The sequence below is a fragment of the Psychromonas sp. psych-6C06 genome (genome assembly GCF_002835465.1).
In the GTDB taxonomy this organism is placed as follows: domain Bacteria; phylum Pseudomonadota; class Gammaproteobacteria; order Enterobacterales; family Psychromonadaceae; genus Psychromonas.
In genome coordinates this window covers 608,348-632,621 of record NZ_PIZM01000001.1, presented here as the reverse complement: position 1 = coordinate 632,621, position 24,274 = coordinate 608,348, and the positions used below count along the sequence as shown (strand labels likewise).

General features: G+C 39.5%; 20 protein-coding genes and 1 pseudogene. 5 read left to right on the top strand and 16 right to left on the bottom strand.

From position 1 onward, the window contains the following. Positions 1 to 55 precede the first annotated feature (55 nt). Positions 56 to 1,000, top strand: a complete 945-nt coding sequence (ylqF, locus tag CW745_RS02805) for a ribosome biogenesis GTPase YlqF (RefSeq protein WP_101106986.1) — start codon at positions 56 to 58, stop codon at positions 998 to 1,000. Positions 1,001 to 1,265: 265 nt separating this feature from the next. Here the strand turns inward: ylqF and CW745_RS02800 are convergent, their stop codons facing one another. From CW745_RS02800 to CW745_RS02770, 7 genes are all read right to left on the bottom strand, one after another. Then, positions 1,266 to 1,973 (bottom strand): FadR/GntR family transcriptional regulator, encoded by a 708-nt coding sequence (locus CW745_RS02800; RefSeq protein ID WP_101106985.1) that lies wholly within the window; start codon positions 1,971 to 1,973, stop codon positions 1,266 to 1,268. A gap of 286 nt (positions 1,974 to 2,259) precedes the next feature. Continuing rightward, positions 2,260 to 3,063: an AraC family transcriptional regulator gene (locus CW745_RS02795; protein ID WP_101106984.1), complete on the bottom strand. Its 804-nt coding sequence runs from the start codon at positions 3,061 to 3,063 to the stop codon at positions 2,260 to 2,262. 58 nt (positions 3,064 to 3,121) lie between these two features. Further along, positions 3,122 to 3,724, bottom strand: coding sequence for a LysE family translocator (locus CW745_RS02790; protein WP_101106983.1), 603 nt, complete (start codon positions 3,722 to 3,724; stop codon positions 3,122 to 3,124). Between the two features lie 210 nt (positions 3,725 to 3,934). Beyond that, entirely contained in the window at positions 3,935 to 4,543 is a 609-nt protein-coding gene (locus tag CW745_RS02785; protein ID WP_101106982.1) for a glutathione S-transferase family protein, read from the bottom strand. Positions 4,544 to 4,546: 3 nt separating this feature from the next. Then, positions 4,547 to 5,596, bottom strand: coding sequence for an NADP-dependent oxidoreductase (locus CW745_RS02780; RefSeq protein WP_101106981.1), 1,050 nt, complete (start codon positions 5,594 to 5,596; stop codon positions 4,547 to 4,549). A 76-nt stretch (positions 5,597 to 5,672) separates the two neighbouring features. Further along, entirely contained in the window at positions 5,673 to 6,830 is a 1,158-nt protein-coding gene (locus tag CW745_RS02775; RefSeq protein WP_101106980.1) for an iron-containing alcohol dehydrogenase, read from the bottom strand. 26 nt (positions 6,831 to 6,856) lie between these two features. Continuing rightward, positions 6,857 to 7,546, bottom strand: a complete 690-nt coding sequence (locus CW745_RS02770; protein ID WP_101106979.1) for a type 1 glutamine amidotransferase domain-containing protein — start codon at positions 7,544 to 7,546, stop codon at positions 6,857 to 6,859. Between the two features lie 148 nt (positions 7,547 to 7,694). On the opposite strand from CW745_RS02770, the gene CW745_RS02765 reads away from it, so the two are divergent. Beyond that, entirely contained in the window at positions 7,695 to 8,603 is a 909-nt protein-coding gene (locus CW745_RS02765; RefSeq protein ID WP_101106978.1) for a LysR family transcriptional regulator, read from the top strand. Positions 8,604 to 8,999: 396 nt separating this feature from the next. After that, positions 9,000 to 10,244 carry an OFA family MFS transporter gene (locus tag CW745_RS02760; RefSeq protein ID WP_101106977.1) on the top strand — a complete coding sequence of 415 codons (1,245 nt, stop codon included), beginning with the start codon at positions 9,000 to 9,002 and terminating at the stop codon, positions 10,242 to 10,244. Between the two features lie 278 nt (positions 10,245 to 10,522). Here the strand turns inward: CW745_RS02760 and CW745_RS02755 are convergent, their stop codons facing one another. From CW745_RS02755 to CW745_RS16650, 4 genes are all read right to left on the bottom strand, one after another. Continuing rightward, positions 10,523 to 11,929, bottom strand: coding sequence for an esterase-like activity of phytase family protein (locus CW745_RS02755; protein WP_101106976.1), 1,407 nt, complete (start codon positions 11,927 to 11,929; stop codon positions 10,523 to 10,525). Positions 11,930 to 12,179: 250 nt separating this feature from the next. Next, the gene (locus tag CW745_RS02750; RefSeq protein ID WP_238596668.1) at positions 12,180 to 14,885 is read right to left on the bottom strand and encodes an ATP-binding protein; all 2,706 of its coding nucleotides are present in this window, start codon (positions 14,883 to 14,885) and stop codon (positions 12,180 to 12,182) included. 109 nt (positions 14,886 to 14,994) lie between these two features. Beyond that, positions 14,995 to 15,726 carry a transporter substrate-binding domain-containing protein gene (locus CW745_RS02745; protein WP_101106974.1) on the bottom strand — a complete coding sequence of 244 codons (732 nt, stop codon included), beginning with the start codon at positions 15,724 to 15,726 and terminating at the stop codon, positions 14,995 to 14,997. A 13-nt stretch (positions 15,727 to 15,739) separates the two neighbouring features. Then, positions 15,740 to 15,916, bottom strand: coding sequence for a hypothetical protein (locus tag CW745_RS16650; protein WP_193755520.1), 177 nt, complete (start codon positions 15,914 to 15,916; stop codon positions 15,740 to 15,742). 237 nt (positions 15,917 to 16,153) lie between these two features. Here CW745_RS16650 and argJ point away from each other — a divergent pair, with 237 nt between their 5' ends. Continuing rightward, on the top strand, positions 16,154 to 17,398 hold the full coding sequence (gene argJ / locus CW745_RS02740; RefSeq protein WP_101106973.1) for a bifunctional glutamate N-acetyltransferase/amino-acid acetyltransferase ArgJ: 1,245 nt from the start codon (positions 16,154 to 16,156) through the stop codon (positions 17,396 to 17,398). A gap of 95 nt (positions 17,399 to 17,493) precedes the next feature. On the opposite strand, the gene CW745_RS02735 is transcribed toward argJ, so the two are convergent. From CW745_RS02735 to CW745_RS02725, 3 genes are all read right to left on the bottom strand, one after another. Beyond that, the gene (locus CW745_RS02735) at positions 17,494 to 18,459 is read right to left on the bottom strand and encodes a transposase (RefSeq protein ID WP_101106972.1); all 966 of its coding nucleotides are present in this window, start codon (positions 18,457 to 18,459) and stop codon (positions 17,494 to 17,496) included. Between the two features lie 106 nt (positions 18,460 to 18,565). Beyond that, entirely contained in the window at positions 18,566 to 20,110 is a 1,545-nt protein-coding gene (locus CW745_RS02730) for a PAS domain-containing methyl-accepting chemotaxis protein (RefSeq protein ID WP_153069733.1), read from the bottom strand. A 357-nt stretch (positions 20,111 to 20,467) separates the two neighbouring features. Beyond that, positions 20,468 to 21,181: a transposase gene (locus CW745_RS02725; RefSeq protein ID WP_101106970.1), complete on the bottom strand. Its 714-nt coding sequence runs from the start codon at positions 21,179 to 21,181 to the stop codon at positions 20,468 to 20,470. A gap of 191 nt (positions 21,182 to 21,372) precedes the next feature. Between CW745_RS02725 and CW745_RS02720 the strand changes: the two are divergent. Beyond that, positions 21,373 to 22,350, top strand: a pseudogene (locus tag CW745_RS02720) (DNA phosphorothioation-associated putative methyltransferase); the annotation flags it as partial. A gap of 9 nt (positions 22,351 to 22,359) precedes the next feature. Here the strand turns inward: CW745_RS02720 and CW745_RS02715 are convergent. Both CW745_RS02715 and dndA read right to left on the bottom strand, forming a co-directional pair. Beyond that, positions 22,360 to 23,142, bottom strand: coding sequence for a restriction endonuclease (locus CW745_RS02715; protein ID WP_238596665.1), 783 nt, complete (start codon positions 23,140 to 23,142; stop codon positions 22,360 to 22,362). Then, positions 23,139 to 24,263 (bottom strand): cysteine desulfurase DndA, encoded by a 1,125-nt coding sequence (dndA, locus tag CW745_RS02710; RefSeq protein ID WP_101106969.1) that lies wholly within the window; start codon positions 24,261 to 24,263, stop codon positions 23,139 to 23,141. The genes CW745_RS02715 and dndA overlap by 4 nt, the downstream gene beginning before the upstream one ends. Between the last annotated feature and the right edge of the window lie 11 nt (positions 24,264 to 24,274).

The window sequence follows — 24,274 nt, the reverse complement described above, 5'->3', positions numbered from 1 at the left end:
CATATTTAAGTACCCCCATGAGCCAGTGATAGAAATATAAAAGGCAGTAAATAAAATGGCTAGCACAAGTATTCAGTGGTTTCCCGGGCATATGCACAAGGCTCATAAAGAGATTAAAGAGGTATTACCGCAGGTTGATATTATCATCGAAGTGGTTGATGCGCGTATTCCTTATAGTAGTGAAAATCCATTGATAGCTTCTATTCGTGAAAAAACCCCCTGTATCAAGGTACTAAATAAATCTGATTTAGCGGATCCTGAAATAACAGCCCTTTGGATTGACTACCTCGAGCAGGAAGAAGGTATCAAAGCACTGGCTATTACCACGACAAAAACAGAGCAAGTACATCAGATAACCAAGTTATGCCAACAGATGTTGCCTAGTAGACTCAGTCAAGACAAGCAGATCCGCGCGATGATCATGGGCATTCCAAATGTTGGTAAATCAACCATTATCAATATTCTAGCCGATCGCATTATCGCTAAAACAGGTAATGAGCCAGCGGTGACTAAAAACCAGCAGCGAATTCGTTTACCTAGTGGCATCATGCTCAGTGATACACCGGGATTTTTGTGGCCTAAAATAGAAAATCAAAATTCAGGTTATCGCTTAGCAGTGACAGGTGCCATTAAAGACACGGCCATTGAATATGAAGATATCGCCTACTATGCAGCGGAATACCTAATTAAACATTATCCTGAACGTTTAAAGGCACGTTACGAACTTGAAGAAGTACCTCAAACGGATCACGAATTAATGGAAGCGATTGCACAACGACGTGGTTGTTTACGTGCAGGAGGCCATTTTGATATTTATAAAGTATCAACGATTTTATTAAATGAGCTACGCTCTGGTGCATTAGGTCCGCTGAGTGTTGAAACGCCTGAAATGGCTGAAATCGAAAAAGTAGAAGTGGTGAAGTTAATGGCACAACAGGCTGAAGAAAAAATAGCGAAAAAAGAAGCTCGCCGTCGCCGTAGCCGTCGAAATCGTAAATAATTTTCCAAAATAACTTTCAGCTCACTTTATTGTTCAAAGAAGTGAGCTGTTATTGACACTTTACGCTTAACTAACCTCAATTCTGGTTAATGGAAGCGTTAAAGTTTTTAAAATCATGATGTTGCTAGTTTAATAATACAGTGCCGTTAGTTTTGCGTAATTCAAAGCAAATTATCGTCGCAATAACCGCTTATTGGTAGATGATTTAACGCCGAAATTCGCGCAAATTGCGGTATTGTATCGCTTTGCTTGTCTAGAACTAAGGTTAACTAGGTAAACGGTGCTTACTGTTTTGTAACAGGCTAACATTCGCCTCCCTCGCTTTTTCTGCGTTTCCAGACATAATCGCCGTATAGATTGCACGATGCTCTTTCAGACAAGTCCCGCCTTCTTCAGAAGAGTGAGCAATAAAGCGTTTAAACATGGTTGCTAATATATTGGCGAAAGGCAGGTAAAAACCGTTCCCAGTTGAAAGAAAAACTAAACGATGAAACTGTGTATCAACCTCAGTCCAACGAACTGCATCAAACTCCTCGGCGAGTTTTTCCATCTCTTGAAAGGTTTCCGACAATAAAATTCGTTGCTCTGCAGTCGCATTCACAGCAGCTAATGCAGCGGCGGCCGGCTCAATGGCACGACGTAATGCTAAGAACTCATGATATACGGCTTCATTATCTCCCATGTCTGCAATCCAATCTAACAATTGCGGATCTAAAAAGTTCCATCTATCGCGATTAGTAATACGCGTACCAACTTTCGGCTTTGATTCTAACAACCCTTTTGAGGTTAACAATTTAATCGCTTCACGTAGTGCTGTCCGGCTAACATTAAATTGCTGACAAAGTATAACTTCTGAAGCGATCAATTCACCTTGCTGAATCTCAGCAGATAAGATTTTACGCGCAATATCACGTGCAATCTGTACGTGTAAGCTTCTTGAGCCACTTGTGATTTGCGAAAATGGGTTATTCATAAAAGTCCTTTAAAAAAACACGCTAAACTCGCTGAATAGTAATATAAATCATCGTATTTGCCTATAATTGCTTAATAATACCGGAAAATTAGTCGCCCCCCGCAACGTTACTCCAATAGCCAACATCTAGATAAAGGGTCAGTTTGTTAAAATAAGCAACTACCATTAAATTTTAAGCAAAACAGGTGCTCAACGAATATCGTCCTAAATATTAAGGTTTTTTATACATATGCCTTATTTAGCCAAACATTATCGTTAGTTCCAGCAGCCTTTTAGTCGTCAGCAGCTAAATAAAATAGGATTGATACTGTTTTGGCGTTACCGCTAAACGTTTTTTAAAGTTTCGTTGTAAGTGACTTTGATCTGCAAAGCCTAACTGATGGCTAGTATCAATTAATGAATGCCCATTTTTAAGCAATGTTTTGGCTGCTTTGATTCGCTCATCAAGCTGAAAAGCATGGGGAGATAAACCATAACGTTGTTTAAAACTACGAATTAAATGATATCGACTTAACCCTGCGGTTTTTGCTAGCTCCGTTAAGGAATGGTTTATATCAAGTTGATCTGCAATTTGTGCTTTTACCTGAGATAGCTGCGATAAATCTGTCTTTTTATCGACGTCACTAAAAAAGCACCTCTGAAGGTAGTTAATCAATTCAGTTTCAACGTTTAACGGGTTTTGTTCATATTGTAAGGCGTTAAATAAACGTTGGAATTGTTGATAAGCATCGGGAGAGCGATGAAAAACAGCCGCAAAGGACAAGTAATCACAACTTAATTTCTCGTCTATTTCAGACTGTAAACGACCTACCCAATCTGCTTTAATAAACAACATTCGATATGACCAGTCACCTTCATGTGGATTACAAGCGTGCACATCAGCAGGGTTAATTGTTACGGTATCACCCGCACCAATTCGCAAGCGTTGATTGAGGTTTTGATAATCGGCTACCCCTGAGTCAATAACTCCAAATGAGAACTCATCGTGTGAATGAGCGTGATAACAAGCCGTCGAAGCGGATGCCTGACGCATTTCGACAAATGGTAGCTGTTCACTTTGCCTGAAAAAAACAGTTTTATCTTGTTTCATAGAACACTCCAACGGATTTAATCCCTTATACCAATGGAATTTAGAAAGTGATTTAGTCTTATTGCAACAGTATTGTAAATACCAACATCGATAACATCAATGCCATTAAAATATTGAAGCTAATTTGTCTTTTGTGAGTGGATAAGAAGCCTCGAATCGAATGCCCCATAACAGCCCATGTAGAAATCCCCAATAGACACAAAGTAAAAGAGACGACACAAAAAATGAATAAATAAAAGAATGGTTGAGAATGTGTGGTAACAAATATACTCACACCAGAGCTAGAGACTAACCACGCTTTCGGATTTAAGCCTTGTGATAAAGCGCCCTGCCATGCAGAAGGAGGTTGACTGATAACGTTAATTTTAGGTGTGTTCACTGCGACAGCTGTCGCTATTTTAAAAGCCATATACAATAAAAAAGCACTTCCTATATAGCGTAACCATTCAGTGATCACCGGGAGAGCCACCGTGGTTGCGCTTAGCCCAAGCCCCACCACAAATACAATTAATGTATAAGCGATTGTCGCACCTAATACATGTGGTAATGTTCGCTTAAAGCCAAATGAAGCACCAGAGCTTGTTGCGATTATATTCACAGGTCCTGGTGATATCGCGCCAATAAACGCAAAGACAAACATCGACATTAATACAGATATCATAAAACCTCTTTAATTCCCTTAAATTTCTAGGTTTACTATATCGCCAATTTACATCACATGATTGAACGAAATTGCGCAGTGACAATATTTATTAATGGGAAAAAAACAGGATGTGTAAGGAGTTATGTTTTCACAGGGGTAATTCGTTATCGTGCAAAGTTGAGAAAATAAGCGATAACACATTGATGTGTTATCGCGTTACAGCAACTATTAACCTAAGGTTAAAACACGTTGATAAGCATCGCGTTGCTGCACTTTTTTAAGATAAGTGAGCGTGTATGGACGTCCCTGTAAAATACCGAGTTTATTTGCAATTTCGAGCATAAAAGTCATCATAATATCGGCAGCAGTAAACATCTCTCCGGCGAAATATGCACGTTGGCTTAATACTGACTCAATGTAATCGAAATCCAGAGCAATCTCTTTAGCCACGTACCCATCCATCGGTAGCTCTCCCTCTCGCCTTTCCATACCCATGAATAATAATGTGATCAATGGCAAGCTTAGCGAACCTTCGGCAAAGTGCATCCACTCAAGGTAAGCATAATAATTTGCATCGTTAATAGCAGGTCGTAAACGCCCCTGTGCATACTTATTCAAAATGTATTCTACTACTGCACCCGACTCACACAATGTTAATGCACCATCAACAATAACTGGTGCTTTAGCGAGCGGATGTATCGCTTTTAGGCTTTCTGGCGCTAATTGCGTTTTCGGGTCACGCTGATGGTTAACTAACTCATAGGCAATATCTAACTCTGCGAGTAACCATAATACACGTTGAGAACGAGATGCATTCAAATGATGAACGGTTATCATAACTTATCCTTGCGTTAAACTGTCGGGCCCAACACGCACCACTAATTTACCAAAGTTTTTACCCTCAAGTAGCCCAATAAAAGCAGGTATCGATTCTTCAAAGCCTTCAACTAAATGTTCACGATACTTTATTTTACCTTCCATTAACCACTGCGTCATTGCACTAGCAAACTCAGAATAACGGTGCCCATAATCATCAAAAACGATAAAACCTTGCATACGGACGCGTTTTACTAATAATGCGCCCATTAATGCAGACATTCTGTCTGGCCCACTCGGTAACTCAGTTGCATTGTATTGTGAAATAAGCCCACACAATGGAATGCGTGAAGCAGGGTTTAATAAAGGCAATACTGCATCAAATACTTTCCCACCGACATTCTCAAAATAGACATCAATCCCTTCACGACAAGCCTGCGAGAGTTGTGTCACTAAATCATCAGAGTAATGATCTAAACAAGCATCAAAGCCTAGCGTTTCAACAGCATAGTTACATTTTTTTTCGCCACCAGCGATACCAACGACTTTACAGCCCTTAATTTTCGCGATTTGTCCGACTAAACTGCCAACAGCGCCAGTAGCTGCAGCAACCACAACGGTTTCACCCGCTTTAGGGGCTCCAATATCTAACAGCCCCATATAGGCGGTCAAACCAGGCATCCCTAAAACACCTAATGCATAGGAAGGATTACCCATATTTGGATCTAATTTAAGTAAGTTAACACCATCAGATATACAGTAATCTTGCCATCCACCAAAGGCAACGACCCAATCTCCAACGTTAAAATCAGCGTTATTTGTTTGCTCTACACGGCAAACACTGCCCCCGACCATGACGCCATCAATAGCGACTGGCTCAGCATAGGATGCAGCATCACTCATACGGCCACGCATATAAGGGTCAAGCGATAAGTAAACGGTACGTAATAAAACTTCACCCTTTTTTGGCGTTGGAATATCAGATTGAACTGTTTTAAAGTTTTCTTGAGTTGGCGCGCCAAAAGGGCGAGATGCCAAACGTATTTGTCGATTAGTTTGTTGATTTTGGCTCATGCTTTACTCTCTCTTTATCTTATAAATAGCGTAAAAAAACGATCTCAATAAAGAGTTCGCTTTAATAACGGATAAACTACAACGCAAGTCTTAATATTTCACGGCTTACATCAAGTGAAATATCACCATGCTCACCTAATGCAACCATGCCATGTTGCTCTAATTTTTCAATCAGACCATCGATATCTTCAGCATTAAGATCGACATCAGAAAGACGTGTTGGCACCCCCATCTCTTGGAAAAACGTTTCAGTTAATACAATTGCCTGATCAACTTTATGATCGTCACTACCTTCGTTGATATGCCATACACGTTCAGCAAATTGTACGAGTTTTTCATGCTTCTCTTTACGCTTTACCTTCATCACAGCAGGTAATACAATCGATAAAGTACGCGCATGATCAATCCCAAAACTGCCCGTTAACTCATGACCAATCATATGGGTCGACCAATCTTGTGGTACGCCTGCACCAATCAATCCATTTAATGCCATCGTAGCCGACCACATAATATTCGCACGTACCACTAAATCTTCTTTTGTGTCAGTAGCGAGTGCTTTCGGGCCCTCTTCAATCAACGTTTGCAATAACCCTTCTGCAAAGCGATCTTGTACTTTTCCGTTTACACTATAAGTCAGGTATTGTTCCATCACATGGATGAAAGCATCAATGACACCATTACTGATTTGACGATCCGATAGGGATAAAGTCACTTTAGGATCTAGTACCGCAAACTGTGGGCGTACTAATGCACTTGAAAACGGTAATTTATTTCCATCGCGCGTCACTACCGAATTACCGTTACTTTCAGAGCCCGTCGCTGGCAACGTTAATACTGCACCAATGGGTAATGCTTGTTGAACAGGCTCTTGTTTAGCCAAAATGTTCCACGCATCTTCACCTTCATATAAAGCAGCCGCCGCAATAAATTTAGCGCCATCAACGACAGAGCCACCGCCTACTGCAAGAATGTAATCAATGTTATGCGCTTTAATTAACGCCTGTGATTTCATCAAGGTATCGTAGCGAGGGTTTGGCTCAATGCCAGAAAACTCAAACCAAGTATGTTTTGACAGTGCAGCTTTAACTTGATCGTAGACACCATTACTTTTGATTGAACCACCGCCATAAACCATTAATACTTTTGCATCCGCCGGGATCTCACTTTCAATCAGATGAATTTGATCTTCACCAAAGTGAATTTTTGTTGGGTTCTGAAAACTAAAATTTAACAAAATAAATACCTCACAATAAAAAATAATTAAGCGTTAAGTTGGTTTAATAATTTTTGTGCAACCAATATTGAGCTTGCTGGGTTTTGCCCGGTAATAATCAAAGCATCTTGTACTGCAAAGGGATGCCAATCATCGATTTTTTGATAATCTGCTCCTCGTTTAATTAATGCATCTTCTAATAAAAACGGCACGATATCAGTTAACTGAACCGCCGCTTCTTCACTATTTGTAAAGCCAGAGATGGCTTTACCTTTTACAGCAAACTCACCATCACGGTCTTTGACATTTAACAAAGCAGCGGTGGCATGACAAACCGTTGCAACCGGCTTATCGTTGTTTAAAAAAGATTCGATTAAAGTGATCGAATCACTATTTTCTGTTAAATCCCATAATGGACCATGTCCACCAGGATAAAAAACTGCATCGAAGTCATCAGCATTGAGCTTAGATAAAACATCTGTTTGCGCAAGAAGTTGCTGTGTTTCATCATCTTTATAGAATTTTTCAGTAGCCGGTGTTTGAAAGTCATTCAATTCACTTTTCGGGTCAATCGGCGGGTGTCCACCCAATGGTGATGCGAGTGTTATCTCAACACCCGCTTCCTTGAAAGCATAATAAGGGGCAGCAAATTCTTCTACCCAAAAGCCAGTTTTTTCACCGCTATTACCTAACTCATCATGTGAAGTTAACACCATTAATATTTTCTTAGTACTCATCGCTATCCTCGCTTATTTAAGTTAATAACCAACGTTTTTAAGATGCAATCAGTCTACACAGCCAATTTCATTGTAACAATGCAGATGAAATGAATGTCTTTGTATCAATAAATGATACAATAAACTAAAACAGATCAGGAGACTAACAGTGGATATTTCATTTGATCAATTAAAAAGTATGGTGGTTTTTGCTCAGGTCATTGAACAGGGAACACTCACCGGTGCAGCCAAACGTATCGGCTTGTCACGTGCGGTGGTGAGTTATCACATAAAAAAATTGGAAGCACACCTCGGTATTAAGCTGATTAATCGTTCCACACGTACACTCTCGCTCACCGAAGCGGGCAGTGAATATTATCAGCACTGTCGAAGCATTGCAGAGTCAGCCTCAGCGGCCAACCAGCAAATTGAAAATTTGAAACATGATCCCGTCGGTACACTGAAAATAACTTGTCCTGTGAATGTAGGTCTACAAACTATCGTCCCTGCATTAAATGAGTTTCGAAAAATCTATCCAAAAATAGAGTTAGATTTACTGCTTACCGATGAAGTGATTAACATCATGAAAGAAGGAATTGATTTAGCAATTCGTGGCGCCCCACTACCAGATAGTGGATTGCAAGCCACCAAGCTTTCTACCCTTTCAACTTGCCTGTGTGCAGCCCCCAGCTATTTTGAAAGAAATCTGATACCAAAACACCCGACTGACTTAATCAATCATCAATGGGTTATTTATAAACTCACCTCCACGACCCTTGAGTTATTTAAAGGCAGTCGTTCATTTAGCATCGAGATGAAAGGCACCATTAAAACTAACAACGCAGCAGCTAGAACAGCCTTTGTAGAAGGAGGACATGGTTTAGCACGTATTCCAAGTTACGATGCAATCCCTAAGATTCAGCAAGGGACGTTGGTATCGGTATTAGATGATTACAGCATGAACGATATCAATGTTTATGGTGTTTTTCCGCCGGGGAGTACCGACTCTAAAAAGCTACGATTATTACTCGATTATTTAAAAGGGTATTTTGTAAAGTCGGCATTAGTAATTACTTAACTTACTGCCAAATTCAATAATGGTTAATAAACAGCCCCACTTGCCTTTAATAATTAAATACGCACCATCTACAGCAAAAAAACAACAATTAATTGATTAATATTTTTCTAAAGGGTTGTTTTTTAATTGGTTATTCAATCGGTTAAAATCATCGCAATAAGAAGCACAACATAGAATAGATAGCGAATAGACAATTAAATATACTTAAAAATAAGCTTTATTTATTAGTCTAATCATGACCCTTTTATAAACTTTTTTTATACCCACTCAGCCCTTTGATAAATATCAATAATCCCCCCTTCATGCTAGGTAAAGTCTATCAACGGAAGTCAAAGGATGACGACAATAGCTCAGTTCGTGCTTTGATATGGATTGTATTTATTAAAAGGAATTAATATGAAAAACCGTTGGCTCATTGCAGCTTCAGCTGTTGGTATTCACGGCTCAATCGGATCAGTATACGCTTGGAGTGTGTTTAACCTTCCACTAGAACAAACCTTCGGCTGGGATAAATCTTCTGTCGCAAGTACGTTCAGTTTAGCTATCTTCTTTCTTGGTTTATCTGCTGCTATTATGGGGCACTTCGTTGAACGTCACGGCCCACGAAAAGCAGGATTAATCGCAGCCACTTTTTGGGGTGTCGGCTTGTTAGTCGCAGGTGTCGGAACATCCATTGGTAATATATATCTACTTTGGTTAGGTTATGGCGTGTTAGGTGGTATTGGTCTTGGCGTAGGTTACATTACCCCCGTTTCAACATTAGTGAAATGGTTCCCGGATCGTCGAGGGTTTGCAACCGGACTTGCTATCATGGGCTTTGGTTTTGGTGCAATGATCGCAGGACCAGTCTTTGGCTATATGATGGAGCAGTACTCTATCCCGACCACCTTTTTCACGGCTGGCGTGGTTTATATGATTGTCATGTATTTATCAGCACTGTATCTAGAACGCCCACCAGAGGGTTGGATGCCTGAAGGCATGAAAGCGGCGGTTGAATCAGGTACAACAAAAGTAACGCAAGATTTAACACAACAAACGGCTAATGAAGCAATTAAAACCGCACCTTTTTATTGGTTATGGATCATGATGTTTATCAACATCTCCTGTGGTATCGGCGTTATTTACTCCGCGTCACCTTTAGCACAAGAAACGATCGGAATTAGTCCAACAGAGGCAGCAGCTGTCGTTGGCCTTATGGCAGTATTTAATGGCATTGGCCGCTTAGGCTGGGCAACATTCTCAGATACATTAGGACGTCCAAACACCTATATTGCTTTCTTCATTTTACAAATTGCACTGTTCTTGATTCTGCCAAATATTGCCAGTGTTCTTTTATTCCAAGTCGTATTGTTTACCATCATGACCTGTTACGGTGGCGGTTTTGCAACATTACCTGCTTTTATAGGCGATCTGTTTGGTACGAAGCAATTAGGTGCGATCCACGGTTATATTCTCACTGCATGGGCGCTAGCAGGTTTGGTTGGCCCTCAAATAGCTGCATACCTTCGCTCTGCAACAGGAAGCTATGAGCTGACGCTCTATATTTTCAGTGGCGCGTTCATTGTGGCACTTGCGGTATCAATATTAATGAAAAACTATATTAGTAAAGCAAGAGCGAAATTAGAGTCAGTAAGCGCATAAAAACGATGTAATACTGACTATTGGCAATAAATAGAATGCGGCTCTCGTTAAAAGAGCCGTATTTTTTATGGGGTTAAAAACTAATATCTCACTACTACCAACCCCACTAAATAACTGATCAATCTTACTGGTTAAAAGAAGCTATTCCAGCGTTAAAAATTTCGTAAAGGGAATAACCATTTTCATCAATTTTCGCCTTGAACTAACTGCTTTTTCCTGCGTAATATTTGATCACTATATTAGCGGAATTGGTATAATTTTTTCATCATCTGAGTTTATTACTCACTCTTCAGTGATAAATTGTCAAGGATGTACAGTTGACTGCTATCGATAACCTGTCGCGCTTTATCTAAATACTTTTGTGTTAATTTTCCCTTTTTAGACCAAGTTGCAAAGTCATCATCATTGACCACCGCCAAAGAGTGAGGGCCTCTTAACCACATCCCTTCGAGCTTATCATGCGGATAATTAACCGCTTTCACCAAATCCACGACTAATGTCTTCGACACAGGTTTAATATCATGCGCTTCCAATATTTTCCAACCGTGCTCAAAAACAGCTTGCTCGAGCGTTTGTCCATTAATTAACAGCCCTAATTTATCATCCTGTTTCAGTGCACTGTTATTTGCAATCGATTCTAAATCGGTTGCTTCACTGATATCAATGCGATAAATGTGCTTCATCGCACCTTGTGTATCACGTAAAAAACGCCCATCACGTTCAATCACCAAAAAAGTGCTATCTGAGAGCGTGGCAATACCCGAATTGGCATTTTGATTTTTCTCTTGCTGATAAATAAATTGCTGGATTTTTTGCGTTTTTAAATTGACCGTAACAAGTCTCACCAAATTAAGTTTCTTAACTTTTTTATTGGGATTAAACATGGTCGATTGCATCGTCCCGATTAACGTCGCTTGATCTTGTGTAACCGCAAGCCCTTCCATACCGCGATTAGGACGACGATTAGCAAACTCAGCCGGTAAATTCAATTTAGCTCTGCTATCAGTTACGAATGGGTTAATACGACCAATTTCAATACCTTGGCTATCAAAATGAACAAGGTGTGGACCATATTCATCACTTACCCAAAAACTACCATCTTTTAATGCAACCAGTCCTTCGCCATCCAAGCCAAAATCATCAAGCTTAATCGGATTTTTCTCAGCATCAAAGGGTAACGCCATATCTTCAACAATCGGCTTACCTGTCGCTGTGTAAGGTGTTTCGCCTGTACCTCCAAATGCACTACTGTTTGGTAAACCAGTGATTGGTGTGCCATCAGGGCGTTTAAGCAAAATGGTTTTCAACTGTTTAATACTGCCATTACCCTGTAACTCAAAAAGGCCAATACGTGGCGTATAATCAGCAACGGGGAATATCTTACCTTTACCCAATGCCCCTTTTTTGTAGGTTGCATTTGGGCCTCGGTCAGTTAACGCATAAAACTGATTTTTAATATGCGGATGTGCGGTCATATCTGAGCCATAACCACCATTACGAATCTCAAGCCTACTATCTTCAATACCTTTAGCGTGATTTTTAAGATCATCGCGCAATACCGTGTAGGGCAACATAGCCCCAGAGGTGGCCTGTGTATTGTGTTCATTAGCAACATTATTAGCCATTGCACACGCTGAACAAGCAAGCGCTAAATAAAGTGCAGAAAAAATTTTAGTTACATTCATCAATTTAACCTATCAAAATTTATATAAAACAAAAGCATATACAAACTTAATTAAGATTTTATGACTGTAGATGATTGAGACTAATACTTTGAGGCTTACCTATTTATAGCGAGAACGCTTAATGCTAGGTTGTAACTTTTGTTAATGTACGATGTAGAGGTCTCCCTCAATTAATCAACAGCCCCTAAAAATGTAGAAGGCCAAAAAATGAATAAAAAAGCAAAGGAGGCTAAGCAGGTGGAAAGATAAATTAAGCACCTTCTATGAAATTTTCAGGCTGTATGGCAAGTTTTTTTATAATTGCCTGTAAACAGGTTTCGTTGTCTATCACCCATAAACCGTAACTAATTGGCAGAACTTCAACACCCGCCCTTTTAAACAATTTATAAGTATTTAATTCAAAAAAATCAGACCAAGGGCCAGGATAACCGATGAGATCAAGTGCTAAATATTTGCCTTGATAACAACACAGCATATCCACCTCGGTACCAGCCATGGAGTAGCCCGGCCAACAGCTTATTTTAAGGTTTTTTAGCGCCGCGATAACACTATTTTGAAATTCATCGCGTTGCGAGGTCACTGAATGTTGCGCTTCAAACTGATACACCGAGTGTAAATAACGCCTTAGTAAATTGTCCGTTGGAAGTTGTGTTTCATCGATTGAAATAAACAACAACTGTCGCAGACGCGCTCTGGTAATAGTAACGTTGAATACATCCGCCTTATTAAGATAAATAGCCGCCCTTTTACTGTTATTGTCCACAGAAAATGAAATAAGCATAATATCTCTTTCCTCCCCTTGAAAACCAAATGGTGTAGCGACACGAATATTATGCAAAGTAATTTCTGATTCACTGAAATGGGCGTGAATCTCTTTATTGATATGCTCTGCTTGGTGCCTAAAGGGCGAAATAATGCCAATGCTGTGCGTAATACCACAAGTAGCATCTTCGTCGATCGTTTCTCGTAATGACTTTATCACTTTTGCAGTTTCGAGTTTATTAACGCCTGATTTATCACGTAAACCATCCACTCGATGGACATGCAGATGACCAGAGGTTGTGCAGGGGCGATGTTGCATTACTTTTAATTTATTTTGATAAAAATGCACATTACTAAAATGAATCAGCTCCGGTTTGCATCTAAAGTGTTCATCTAAAAAAGCCAATTGCTGATGACTACTCAGTGCATGTAAAGTTAAATCGAGTATTGAGTTATCACGGTAACTGAGCACGCCTTGTGTTTCCGCGTTGAGATTGTGTCGAGACAATAATTCACGCTCTTTGCTTTTCGCCAAAAATGAGTAATGCCTTAACTGCTTAGTATCGCCTACTACCATGGCACGCTTTGCACGATAAAAAGCAGGTAAACAACTGCTTATATTACATTGTGTTGCTTCATCAATTATCACTAAATCAAACATTTCTGCTTTTAACGGTAATACACGATGTAATGTATTTAAACTCACTAACCAAACAGGAAAGGCGCTCAACAGCGCAGCATATTCAATATCATCAAATAATTCAAACTGACGTTGGGAGGTGCGACTTCGTATTGCTTTATTAAAGGCCTGCAGTGATTTCCGTTTTGTTTCAACTAAGGTTTTAAGGTTTTTACTTTTGAGCGCACTCAAGTAATCACTCGCTAATTTTTCTCGCTTCATATGAAGCGAATTAATGTCGTTTAACGCCTGCCACTGTTGGCTTAATTGCAAAATACCTCTACGAGCAATGCTCAAGTAAAGTCCTTTTATCCACTTTGACTCCTTTTCTTCTACCCACTTTAGCCTTTGCCCCCTGACTATTGCTTTACGACAGAATTTAATAAAACGCGCCTCTAAATGATGCAGTGAACCATTAATATTGTTTAATTCTGATTCGCATAACAGCGGGTCTCTTTCAAGTTCATCATTGAAAAAACCCGACAATAAGTCAGCAATATAACTTTTTAACTGCTTTAAAAACGCTTTTTGTCCAGCACGAATGGAGATATCGCTGAGACCAAAATTAACATCGAGTTTATTGGCAATCACCTCTAACGCAGTCTCGTTATTAGCAACAATCAGTACAGACTCTCCTCTTGCCATGTGTTCCGCGGCAATGGCTGCAATCGTGTAACTTTTTCCGGTTCCGGGTGGCCCATAAGCGCAACCGAGCTTGGCATTAGCGGCAATAGAAATAATCTTTTTTTGAGGCGTGGATAATAAGCCAGGTAAATAATCATATTTGACTACTTTATTATGCTCTTGAGGTTCACAGGGGTTGAATAAGTTAGTCAGGGGAGCAGATAACTGTTTTGCGGCAATCACCTCTTCGAGCTCGTGTAAAACACCACGACTACTCGTTGAGCGTTCAACAAAGACCAACATAGAAGCTGGCAATAATACCGGTTTAGTTGCCTTTAACGCTTTTTTAATCTCAGCACCGGTTGCCAAAGTCGGGAAGTTGAGTAACCCGAATAAATCTATCTCACAGGGGCTATCTTTAAGCCATGCCGTCCATAATGCAGGTGATTGAATATTGCCAGTACCCTTTAAATTTGGACGGCCACTGCTCTCCGGCATCAATAACTGCGTTAATGACTCATTAATTTCAGGTGACGGCTCATTAACGGAAAAGAAATAATTGGACTGATCATGTTCGATCACCGCTTCGTTGTACAACAGTGGCGAGACGATTTGTTTCATCTCCCCTTTTACATTCACTTTTCCGACCAAAATGAAACTTACATAAAGTAAAACACGTTCGCGTTGATATGCCTTAACGCGTTTACTCATTGGCACAGCAAATTCAGCAGGGATAGGCAAACGAGAAAGGAAACCAGAGCCTAAATCATCTTGGCCTTCTAAAATGAGACAGTCTTCTTTTTTAAACTTATTTAGATTCCATAGATTAAGATCGGCACTATCTTCTTTGTAACAATCTCTATAGTAGGAGAGAATCTCTTGGCTGCTCAATGTCGAAACCCATTTAATGATGCTGTTCGTCTGGCGAGAATATCACCCAGATAGCTCAACTTAAAGCGTTCTACTATTAATCTTTGAATAACGTTATGAAATTAATGACTTAATAATTTTCGTAGCGCATGTGTATATTTCTTAATACCCCCTGTTCAGTAAGCTCATCAATCGCGATGTTCATTTTTTTCAAAAAGTGCTTATCAATCGTTTTTTTACTTAGCATCAGATGCGTTATATTCACTTGTAAATCAGGTAAGTTTAACGAGACTAAATTTTCTTGGTTAAAAGCCATGTCCGCAACATGATCATTAAAAATGATCACATCAATACGCCGACGAAGTAATAATTTATCCAACTGACCTTTATTAAAATACATCACCTCTTGGTCTTCTAATTGCGCCATTAATGTTTCACCATATTCCACTTTATGACGTAAACCAATGCGTAACTTTTGCGCTAAAAGAGCATCCAGAGTGTTAATATGAGTCAAACGGGGATCATCTTTTCGACCAAAAAACTGAAGCGATTCAGAATCGGTGACATGTGAAAACCATGCAAATTTAGCGCGTTCATCAGAAAAAGTCACCCCTGCGATAATATCAATATTACCAACTTCCAACTCACGCATTAAACGTACCCATGGCGTTTCAATAAACGTGTATTGACAGCCCATTTTACCAAGCACTGTTTTTATTATATCGGTGCTTTTACCACGCAATTCCCCCTCCTCCATGTAATGAAGAGGCGCCCACTCTGTCCAGCCAATACGAAGTTTAGTTGGACAAGCGAATGCAGAAGCACTCAACCAAAAAAGAATCAGAACCAAACTTGCTTTCAATATAATTTTGCTCCTAAATGGCGATAAAAGGTGCTCTTAATGATAGCTCACATCTCATCGCATGAGCAGTTTCACGCTCACCGAATTTACACCACCATTCGTGCAAAAAGAACTGCCAAGTGACTGGCATTATTAAATATGAATGGTGGCCACAATGTACATTTTTGTTTACGATTTCTCTAAAAGCCATATTCCGTCCGCCTTACTCAAAACGCGTAGTGTTGAACAAAATTAGACAGCAAAGATCAACAGTCCCTTATTTGAGCAATACCAAATAATAGGAATATATATAAATCATCGTTTTAGTTTGTAACCATTGCTTAGTGAATGCGTATCACTCCCTTTACTTTTGCATAAATATGTTAATATAATCGCATAACTATTCAGAGTTCTTTAGAGGACTCAACATTATTAAAGAGATCTTGTTATGCCTGTGAATTTACCTGTTATTGATCCTGCTAGTCTTCATCCAGTTACTGGTGTTCGTTTAGGCTGGGCAAAAGGTGAAATAAAATACGTCGACAGAAAAGATACCCTCATCGTAGAAATTGCAGAAAATAGCGCAGTTTCAGGTGTTTTTACATTGAACCGATATTGCGCAGCCCCCGTCACCCTATGCAGAAGCCACTTAAAATCAGCTAAAGGGATTCGCGCTTTGGTAGTGAATACCGGTAATGCAAATGCAGGCACAGGTGAACAAGGCATGAATGACGCGATAAAAACCTGTAATACCGTGGCGGAAATTATGGAGATAACTCCGGAGCAAGTATTACCCTTTTCAACAGGCGTTATTTTAGAAACACTGCCCATGGATAAGTTATTGCCAGCCTTACCCCTTGCAAAAGATAACTTAACTGCTGATAACTGGGCCGATGCAGCCGAAGCGATTATGACCACGGATGTTGCACCTAAAGCCACCTCTACAAAAATAATGGTGAATGGGGAAGAAATTACCATCACAGGGATGAGTAAAGGCGCGGGTATGATCCACCCGAATATGGCTACCATGCTAAGTTACATGGCAACCGATGCAAATATCAGCCAAGGTTTACTCGATGAAATAACCCAAGAGATTGCCGACAAATCTTTCAACTGTATTTCAGTAGATGGTGATACGTCGACCAACGATTCGTTTATTATTATTGCCACAGGTAAAGGCCAACAACAGCAAATAAGTACGCGTGAAGACAGTGGTTTTACTGCTATTTATGAAACGTTACTTGAAACCGCACAATTCTTAGCGAAAGCAATCGTACGTGATGGTGAAGGGGCAACTAAATTTATTAGCGTTGATGTACAAGGTGCCAAATCACTCGAAGAGGCGAAGGCGCTTGGTTATGCAATTGCCAAAAGCCCACTGGTTAAAACCGCATTTTTTGCCTCAGATCCTAATTTAGGTCGCTTATTAGCTGCCATTGGTTATGCCAACCGAGAATGCAGCAGCTTAGACGATTTAGATACTGAAACCATTAGCTTGTATTTAGGTGATGTAAAGGTTGCTGAAAATGGCGGGTTTGCGAAAGGTTATACGGAAGAAAAAGGCCAAGCGGTGATGAACCAAGCTGAAATAACGGTAACGTTGAAATTAGATCGCGGTGAAGCGAGCACCACCATTTGGACCTGCGACTTTAGTTACGACTACGTGAAAATTAATGCGGAATACCGTACTTAACATATTGATTGTTCGTGGATGAAATTCGTTATTGAATTTCATCCACGGCTAGAAAATTAATTAGATTAAGGGGTCAAGACTTGAGTTAAATTAGATTAAGGGGTCAAGACTTGAGTTAATAGCTTTAATTTTTCTTTTAGGTCGTTATCTGAATCTAAACGAGCCTTCAACTTTTTTATTACTTGATTAATACCGCTAACATGACCCATATTAAAGGCGCTTGCTATTGCATTTAGTGGATGATCACCGATTTCCCGAGCAAGATAAATGGCACACCATCGAGGAAGATTTTCTGTCCCTCGCCCTCTCCGTGCAAAGGCGATTGATTTAGTTCCTACCAAAAATAATTTTGCTGTTTGCGCTATTACAGTTTCAATTTCCGGTAAACTATTTTGTAATTTATTAATACGATTGACTGTGACAGAATTTTTCTGCTCTGCTTTTATCTGCTCAACAAAGCATTGAGAACCTAAAATGGCAGGCCATCTTGTTTTATCTAAAATATCTTTTACTTCATGATCGGTGTCATTATGTACAAAATGGTTATACCGTTGCTGATTATCGTCAAACTGAGCTAACGTAAAATCCCGTTGCAACCATTCAACAAAAATATCCTTGTCTACATAAGCTGGAAAGCTTGACCATTTAAATGTATCTAATTGGTCAACTAAAGGGATCGCGCAATCGATGGGGTTGCGATGTATATAACGGGACACTTGAAGAAAGTAGTTATCGACATCCACAATCAGAGCTTTATAACGTCCACGAAACAAAGGGCCATCTGTTTTACGTAATCGATTAAACCTTTGAGTATAAACACCGTTAATGTGTCGCATGCAACGACTTAAATTCGCTCTGGGAGTTTGAACTAAAAGATGATAGTGATTGGGCATAAGACAATAAGCGTGTATCACCAAACCGAATCTCTCATGTGCTTCTTTTAATGACTCTATAAATGCCAGATAACAACTATCATCATAAAAAATTCTCTGTCTACCACGACCACGATTCATAACATGATAACAGGCATTTTCATATTCCAATCGTAATGGCCGAGGCATCGCGGTTTCCTTTTAACTTAACCTTTAAAGCTAAAGATAGTAGAAAAAGCTATTGGATCAAATCTTGACCCCTTCTTCCTTCTTCCGAGACTTAGGTTAAAGCACACTATGACTGGCTAAATTGCGCAACTAACCGCTGTAAGCTTTCCAAGCTATCCACCAAATTTTCAGTTCTTTCTAGTGAATTACCTGAAAGTTTTCGATTAGATTGATTTGCTTCTTTCATACGCAAGACATGTTCAGCCATTGCTTTAGTGACTTGCTCCTGCTCTGTTACAACTGCTAAAGTTTCTGCGCTTTGCGATCCAATGTTCGCTAAATCATTTACGATAGTCTTAAAAGCTTCTTTGCCTTCTTGGGATTTTTCTATGCTCGATTTAGAGGACTCAATGCCTTTTTCCACCAGCGCGCCGGTTTTATTGACGGCTAATTGTAGCGCTTCAATGTTTAAACGAATCTCTTCAACTGATGAGCTAGTTTTTCCTGATAATGACCGAACTTCATCGGCCACCACGGCAAATCCTCTCCCTTGTTCCCCAGCTCTAGCGGCTTCGATTGCCGCATTTAGCGCTAATAAATTAGTCTGATCTGCAATCCCCTGTATTAGAGTAAGAATAGATTTTATACCATCAACGTCAGAATAAAGCTGACTAAGGGCAACTTTAGACTCTTCCAATTGCTGACTAACGGCCTGTACGGTGTCTACGGCATCTTCAATTGTCGATACCGCCTCCGTGGCGGTATTTTTGGTATTACCCGCAAAATTAGAACTATGCTCAGCCTGCTGAACCACTTCGTTAATAGAGATGAGCATCTGATCCGCAGACTCCGCCATCGCATCGATTGCAACTTCCTGCTCATGTAATTCAACATCAATCGCTTGGCTGTTAACAAACTCTTCGCTTGCTGAAGCAATTAACTCACCCGATGTTTCACTTGCCCTAGCTGTTACTGCCCTTAACTCAGCGCGCTTCATCATCATCGCTAACTCTATTTTTGAAATGTCATCACAATGTCCCGTATAAGGCTTTTCCATCAATGGGTTATCATAATGCTTTTCAGCCATTTTATTGATCGAAGAAAGCCTACTTTTAATTTTAAATATTCCTATCATTTGTAAGCCACCCAACGCCATTATGAATACACTCGACAGTAATGCGGGCGCGACACCCGATATTGACAAAGCCACGATGATTAATTGAATAGCACCGATAATAACCATTGAATTTAGCCACTGCATTCTACGAACAGAAACGTTACCTTTTTTCAAACTTTCGTAAAGTGAACCTGCGCGAGAGATTTGTTCATCACTCGGCTGTGTTCTGACAGATTGATATTCATGAATTTTGCCATCTTTTCCTTTAATAGGCGTAACAAAGGCAGAAACCCAGTAATGGCCAGATCCCTTGCATCTGTTTTTTACAATCCCCATCCAGCTTTTGCCCGATTGGATATAATCCCATAACTGCCCAAATGCAGCTTTAGGCATATCATCATGTCGAATAACGTTATGAGGTTTGCCAAGTAGTTCTTTTTCTTCATAACCCGCAATTCGACAAAAATCTTCATTGCACGATGTAATATGGCTATCAGCAGTAGTTGTGGATATCAGGCTATCCTTATCTGAATATTTCACTCTTTGATCTGTCATTGATATTTACCTTTTATCGAATAAAACTACGCATTAATTCGCCGATTAATTGCAAGTTTCACGTTTTGTTGAATAATCTATTAATCCTAGTTAGGGTTTTAGATCATAACCAGTCCAAAAGTTTGCTATTACGTGAGGTTCAACTTGATGTTTTAAATAGTGTGATGCAGGGTATTGTTTACTTATCGTACTTATCCAAGAATACTGTCAACTAAGGGCAATATAACGAAGTCGCACCATTAATTTGATGTTTTAAACTTATCTTTGTGATTGTACTTTCTGAGACTCACATCTATTGATCTGCAATAGCGGAGATTAAGGGGTCAAGACTTGAGTTAGGTCTTAAGGGGTCAGGTCTTAAGGGGTCAAGATTTGAGTTAATAACTTTAATTTTTCTTTTAATTCGTTATTTGAATCTAAACGAGCCTTCAACTTATTTATTAACTGATTGATACCGCTTACATGACCCATATTAAAGGCGATTGCTATTACAGTTTCAATATCCGGTAAACTATTTTGTAATTTATTAATATGATTGACTGTGACAGAATTTTTCTGCTCAACACAACATTGAGAACCTAAAATGGCAGGCCATCTTGTTTTATCTAAAATATCTTTTACTTCATGACTGGTGTCATTATGCACAAAATGGTTATACCGTTGCCACTTATCGTCAAACTGCGCTAACGTAAAATCCCGTTGCAACCATTCAACAAAAATATCCTTGACTACATAAGCTGGAAAGCTTGACCATTTAAATGTATCTAATTGGTCAACTAAAGGGATAGCGCAATCGATGGGATTACGATGTATATAACGGAACACTTGAAGAAAGTAGTTATCGACATCCATAATCAGAGCTTTATAACGTCCACGAAACAAAGGGCCATCGGTTTTACCTAATCGATTAAACCTTTGAGTATAAACGCCGTTGATGTGTCGCATGCAACGACTTAAATTCGCTCTGGGGCTTTGAACTAAAAGATGATAGTGATTGGGCATAAGACAAACAGCGTGGCTCACCAAACCAAATCTCTCATGTGCTTCTTTTAATGACTCTATAAATGCCAGATAACAACTACCATCATAAAAAACCTCTTTCTATCACGGCCACGATTCATAACATGAAAACAGGGATTTTCATATTCCAATCGTAATGGCCGAGGCATCGCGGTTTCCTTTTAACTTAGCCTTTAAAAGCTAAAGATAGTAGAAAAAGCTATTGGATCAAATCATGACCCCTTGCTACTCCAGAGCAAAATTACCTACAAAGCAGATATAAGCGACATAACAGCCGGAAACAACTCACCGCGCCAGAGCCAGTTGATTCACGACTCTTAAATAAAAACAAAGCCAAACTGCTTATTACCCGGAATCAAGAACTATATAACGACTTTTGGCAAAGCTGTTTACAGCTTGGGCGTGTGCCAGCGAATGAAGAGTTTATACAAGCAGAAAAGGTTAAAGCATTAACGGGTTCGTTCAAAAAGACCTTCTCACTGCTTGAAGAGTTATATGATACGGCTGAATTTGAACAGGCGCAGAGGAAACGCCAAGAGGATCTTTTAGCCTACTTTGCCATGAGCCTATTTGAAAAACGTAAACCCTACACCCAACAACCAGAAAACTTAAAACGCGATATCAAAGCGCTGTTTGGCGAATACAAAACAGCGCTAAACCTAGCAACCGATTTACTGTTTGCTATCTCTGATGTTGAGTTGATTGAACAGCAATGTATCAAAGCACACCAAAGCCTACCAGCAAGCGTTTTAAACAAAGGCCACTCGCTATTACTGCACAAGCATTTCTCAGGCGAATTACCACTGCTATTACGGATTTATGTCGATGCGGCATTACAAATGTACGGTGAAATAGACGACGATATCGATTTAGTTAAAATCCACATCACCTCAGGCAAAGTAACCCTCACAGGTTATGACGACTTTGAAAACAAAGCATTACCCTTCCTAAAAGAACGTATCAAAATAAAAATGGCCGATAAAGATATCGACTTCTTTGATTACATCAATGAAAACAGAAGACCACCACTGCTTAACAAAGGTGCTTATATAGATGAAAGATTTACTAACTACAAAAAACAGGTGAGCTTTGATAAACGTTTAGGTAAGTTATTAGGATTTAATTTGAATGAGGATGTAATAATGGCAAGAAATGAATTTGAGGCACAACTAGTACAATTAAATAAAAAAGTATGTGGGTTACATATCCGAACGATGTAACCGATAGTATTAAACCAAATCAATCTCAAAATCATAGATTGGAATATTTTTAACCGAAACGCCAATCCCTCTATCAATCATGATCTCAGCTAGCGTTTCACCATCAATTAAAACAATTGGCACACAGCCACGTTTAAACGCATTATCTTTTGCTTCTTTGGTGAAAGAGCTTGTTGTTATGAATATGCCCTGCTGAAATTCACCTTGTATCGCCCCTCTAAATTGGTCAATATCAGGCCGAGATACTTTATTACTTTTCTTGTAACGCTTACATTGTGCAGCAACATGAAGCTGGGATATACCCACTTCTAAAGTACCAAATACATCGATACCACCATCACGACCACGTTTGGTAACTTCCATATCATCAAAGCCATAGCGATCTAGAAAACGACGACAGAATGATTCAAACTCATCAGGATCAAGTGCATACAAATGATCAACGATTCTTAAAATAGTATCTTGCTTTAGTTTGTTTGCTAACTCATTCACCATAGATAAATTGTCAGTTGGCTTATCCTCTTTTTTTGCTTTCTTTTTAGTCATATCTAGAGGGCTAAATTTCCCATCATCGTCTTTAGTTAATACTTTAACTTTAGCCTGAGAGCACCATGCAGAAGCATCACTGTGGCGCTCCATTTGTATACGTAAGACGGCAATAGGATCTTTCGCACCAAATTTATAGAGTTGTCTTTCCATTATCTTGGCATAAGTCTGGTTAACAGAAGCAGGCACACCAATTAAGTGCAACGCTTCAACAGCGGCTTCAACAATAGTTAGCTTTTTACTCATAGCAATTGCTCAATTTTTTCAGATAGTTGAATGAATGGTATCGCTTCTGTTTGATGGCTCCAAGACATTCGTATTGCACCATTGATGCGGTTCTCATTTAACCCCATAGAAACTAAAACATGACTTGGTGTATAGCTATTAGAAGTACAGGCAGAGCCATTTGAAACAGCAACAACATCTTTAAACATCACAATAGCGGCTTCAGAATTAACTTCAGGTATAGAGAAGTTAACAACATAATCTGAAGTGTTTTGACCGTTAATTTCTGCATCATATTTTGCTAAGAAATCCAACACTTCAACTTTTAGATTTTTAGCATTTTCCAAGCGGTTCGGACTGTTTTTTACCGCTAGTTCACAGGCTAAACCAAAACCAGCAATTAACGGAACCGCAAGTGTTCCAGGTCGTAAACTACGCTCTTGCCCACCACCAAATAGAATGGGCTTAAGTGGTACTTTAATAAAACCACGTTTACGCTGAATTAATGCCCCAATGCCTTTTGGCGCATATAATTTATGACCACTCGCACTAATTAAATCGATTCGTTCGTTTTTTAACACTTCACTGTACTTACCAAAGCTCTGCGCTGCATCAACATGAAAATAGGCATCGTGACCTTCTAAAGCAGAGCAGAATTCACCGATAGGTTGAATAGAGCCAGTTTCATTATTGATATGCATAATGGAAACTAAAAACGTGTCATCTCTTAACGCATTTTTTAAAGTAACAGCATCAATTAATCCATCTGCATTAGCAGGAAGATAAGTCACTTCAAAGCCACGTTTTTGTAACTCTTGGATCGGCTCTAATACAGACTTATGCTCAATTTCAGTGGTAATAATGTGTTTTTTGTTTTGCTTTTTGGCGTAGTTTTCTAAGCCTAACAAAGCAATGTTATTGCTTTCAGTTGCACCGCTGGTAAATATCACAGTAGATTTATCATCATCTGTCACAGCTGCAACTTGAGTTCTTGCCTGTTCGACGTACTTCTTAGCACTTGCCCCAAATGCATGAGTTCTGCTACCCGCATTGCCATATTCTTCACGCATTAATTTGAACACTAAATCAGCAACCTCTTGGTCAACTTGAGTTGTTGCGTTGCAATCTAAATAAACAGGCATGAATTGCTCCA

What these genes read in the sequence shown, in the direction of transcription:
- CW745_RS02800 (WP_101106985.1), bottom strand. Translation starts at nt 1,973, where the DNA reads ATGAATAACCCATTTTCGCAAATCACAAGTGGCTCAAGAAGCTTACAC.
- ylqF (WP_101106986.1), top strand. Translation starts at nt 56, where the DNA reads ATGGCTAGCACAAGTATTCAGTGGTTTCCCGGGCATATGCACAAGGCT.
- dndA (WP_101106969.1), bottom strand. Translation starts at nt 24,263, where the DNA reads ATGCCTGTTTATTTAGATTGCAACGCAACAACTCAAGTTGACCAAGAG.
- CW745_RS02730 (WP_153069733.1), bottom strand. Translation starts at nt 20,110, where the DNA reads ATGACAGATCAAAGAGTGAAATATTCAGATAAGGATAGCCTGATATCC.
- CW745_RS02785 (WP_101106982.1), bottom strand. Translation starts at nt 4,543, where the DNA reads ATGATAACCGTTCATCATTTGAATGCATCTCGTTCTCAACGTGTATTA.
- CW745_RS02780 (WP_101106981.1), bottom strand. Translation starts at nt 5,596, where the DNA reads ATGAGCCAAAATCAACAAACTAATCGACAAATACGTTTGGCATCTCGC.
- CW745_RS02735 (WP_101106972.1), bottom strand. Translation starts at nt 18,459, where the DNA reads ATGCCTCGGCCATTACGATTGGAATATGAAAATGCCTGTTATCATGTT.
- argJ (WP_101106973.1), top strand. Translation starts at nt 16,154, where the DNA reads ATGCCTGTGAATTTACCTGTTATTGATCCTGCTAGTCTTCATCCAGTT.
- CW745_RS02795 (WP_101106984.1), bottom strand. Translation starts at nt 3,063, where the DNA reads ATGAAACAAGATAAAACTGTTTTTTTCAGGCAAAGTGAACAGCTACCA.
- CW745_RS02760 (WP_101106977.1), top strand. Translation starts at nt 9,000, where the DNA reads ATGAAAAACCGTTGGCTCATTGCAGCTTCAGCTGTTGGTATTCACGGC.
- CW745_RS02755 (WP_101106976.1), bottom strand. Translation starts at nt 11,929, where the DNA reads ATGAATGTAACTAAAATTTTTTCTGCACTTTATTTAGCGCTTGCTTGT.
- CW745_RS02770 (WP_101106979.1), bottom strand. Translation starts at nt 7,546, where the DNA reads ATGAGTACTAAGAAAATATTAATGGTGTTAACTTCACATGATGAGTTA.
- CW745_RS02790 (WP_101106983.1), bottom strand. Translation starts at nt 3,724, where the DNA reads ATGATATCTGTATTAATGTCGATGTTTGTCTTTGCGTTTATTGGCGCG.
- CW745_RS02715 (WP_238596665.1), bottom strand. Translation starts at nt 23,142, where the DNA reads ATGAGTAAAAAGCTAACTATTGTTGAAGCCGCTGTTGAAGCGTTGCAC.
- CW745_RS16650 (WP_193755520.1), bottom strand. Translation starts at nt 15,916, where the DNA reads ATGGCTTTTAGAGAAATCGTAAACAAAAATGTACATTGTGGCCACCAT.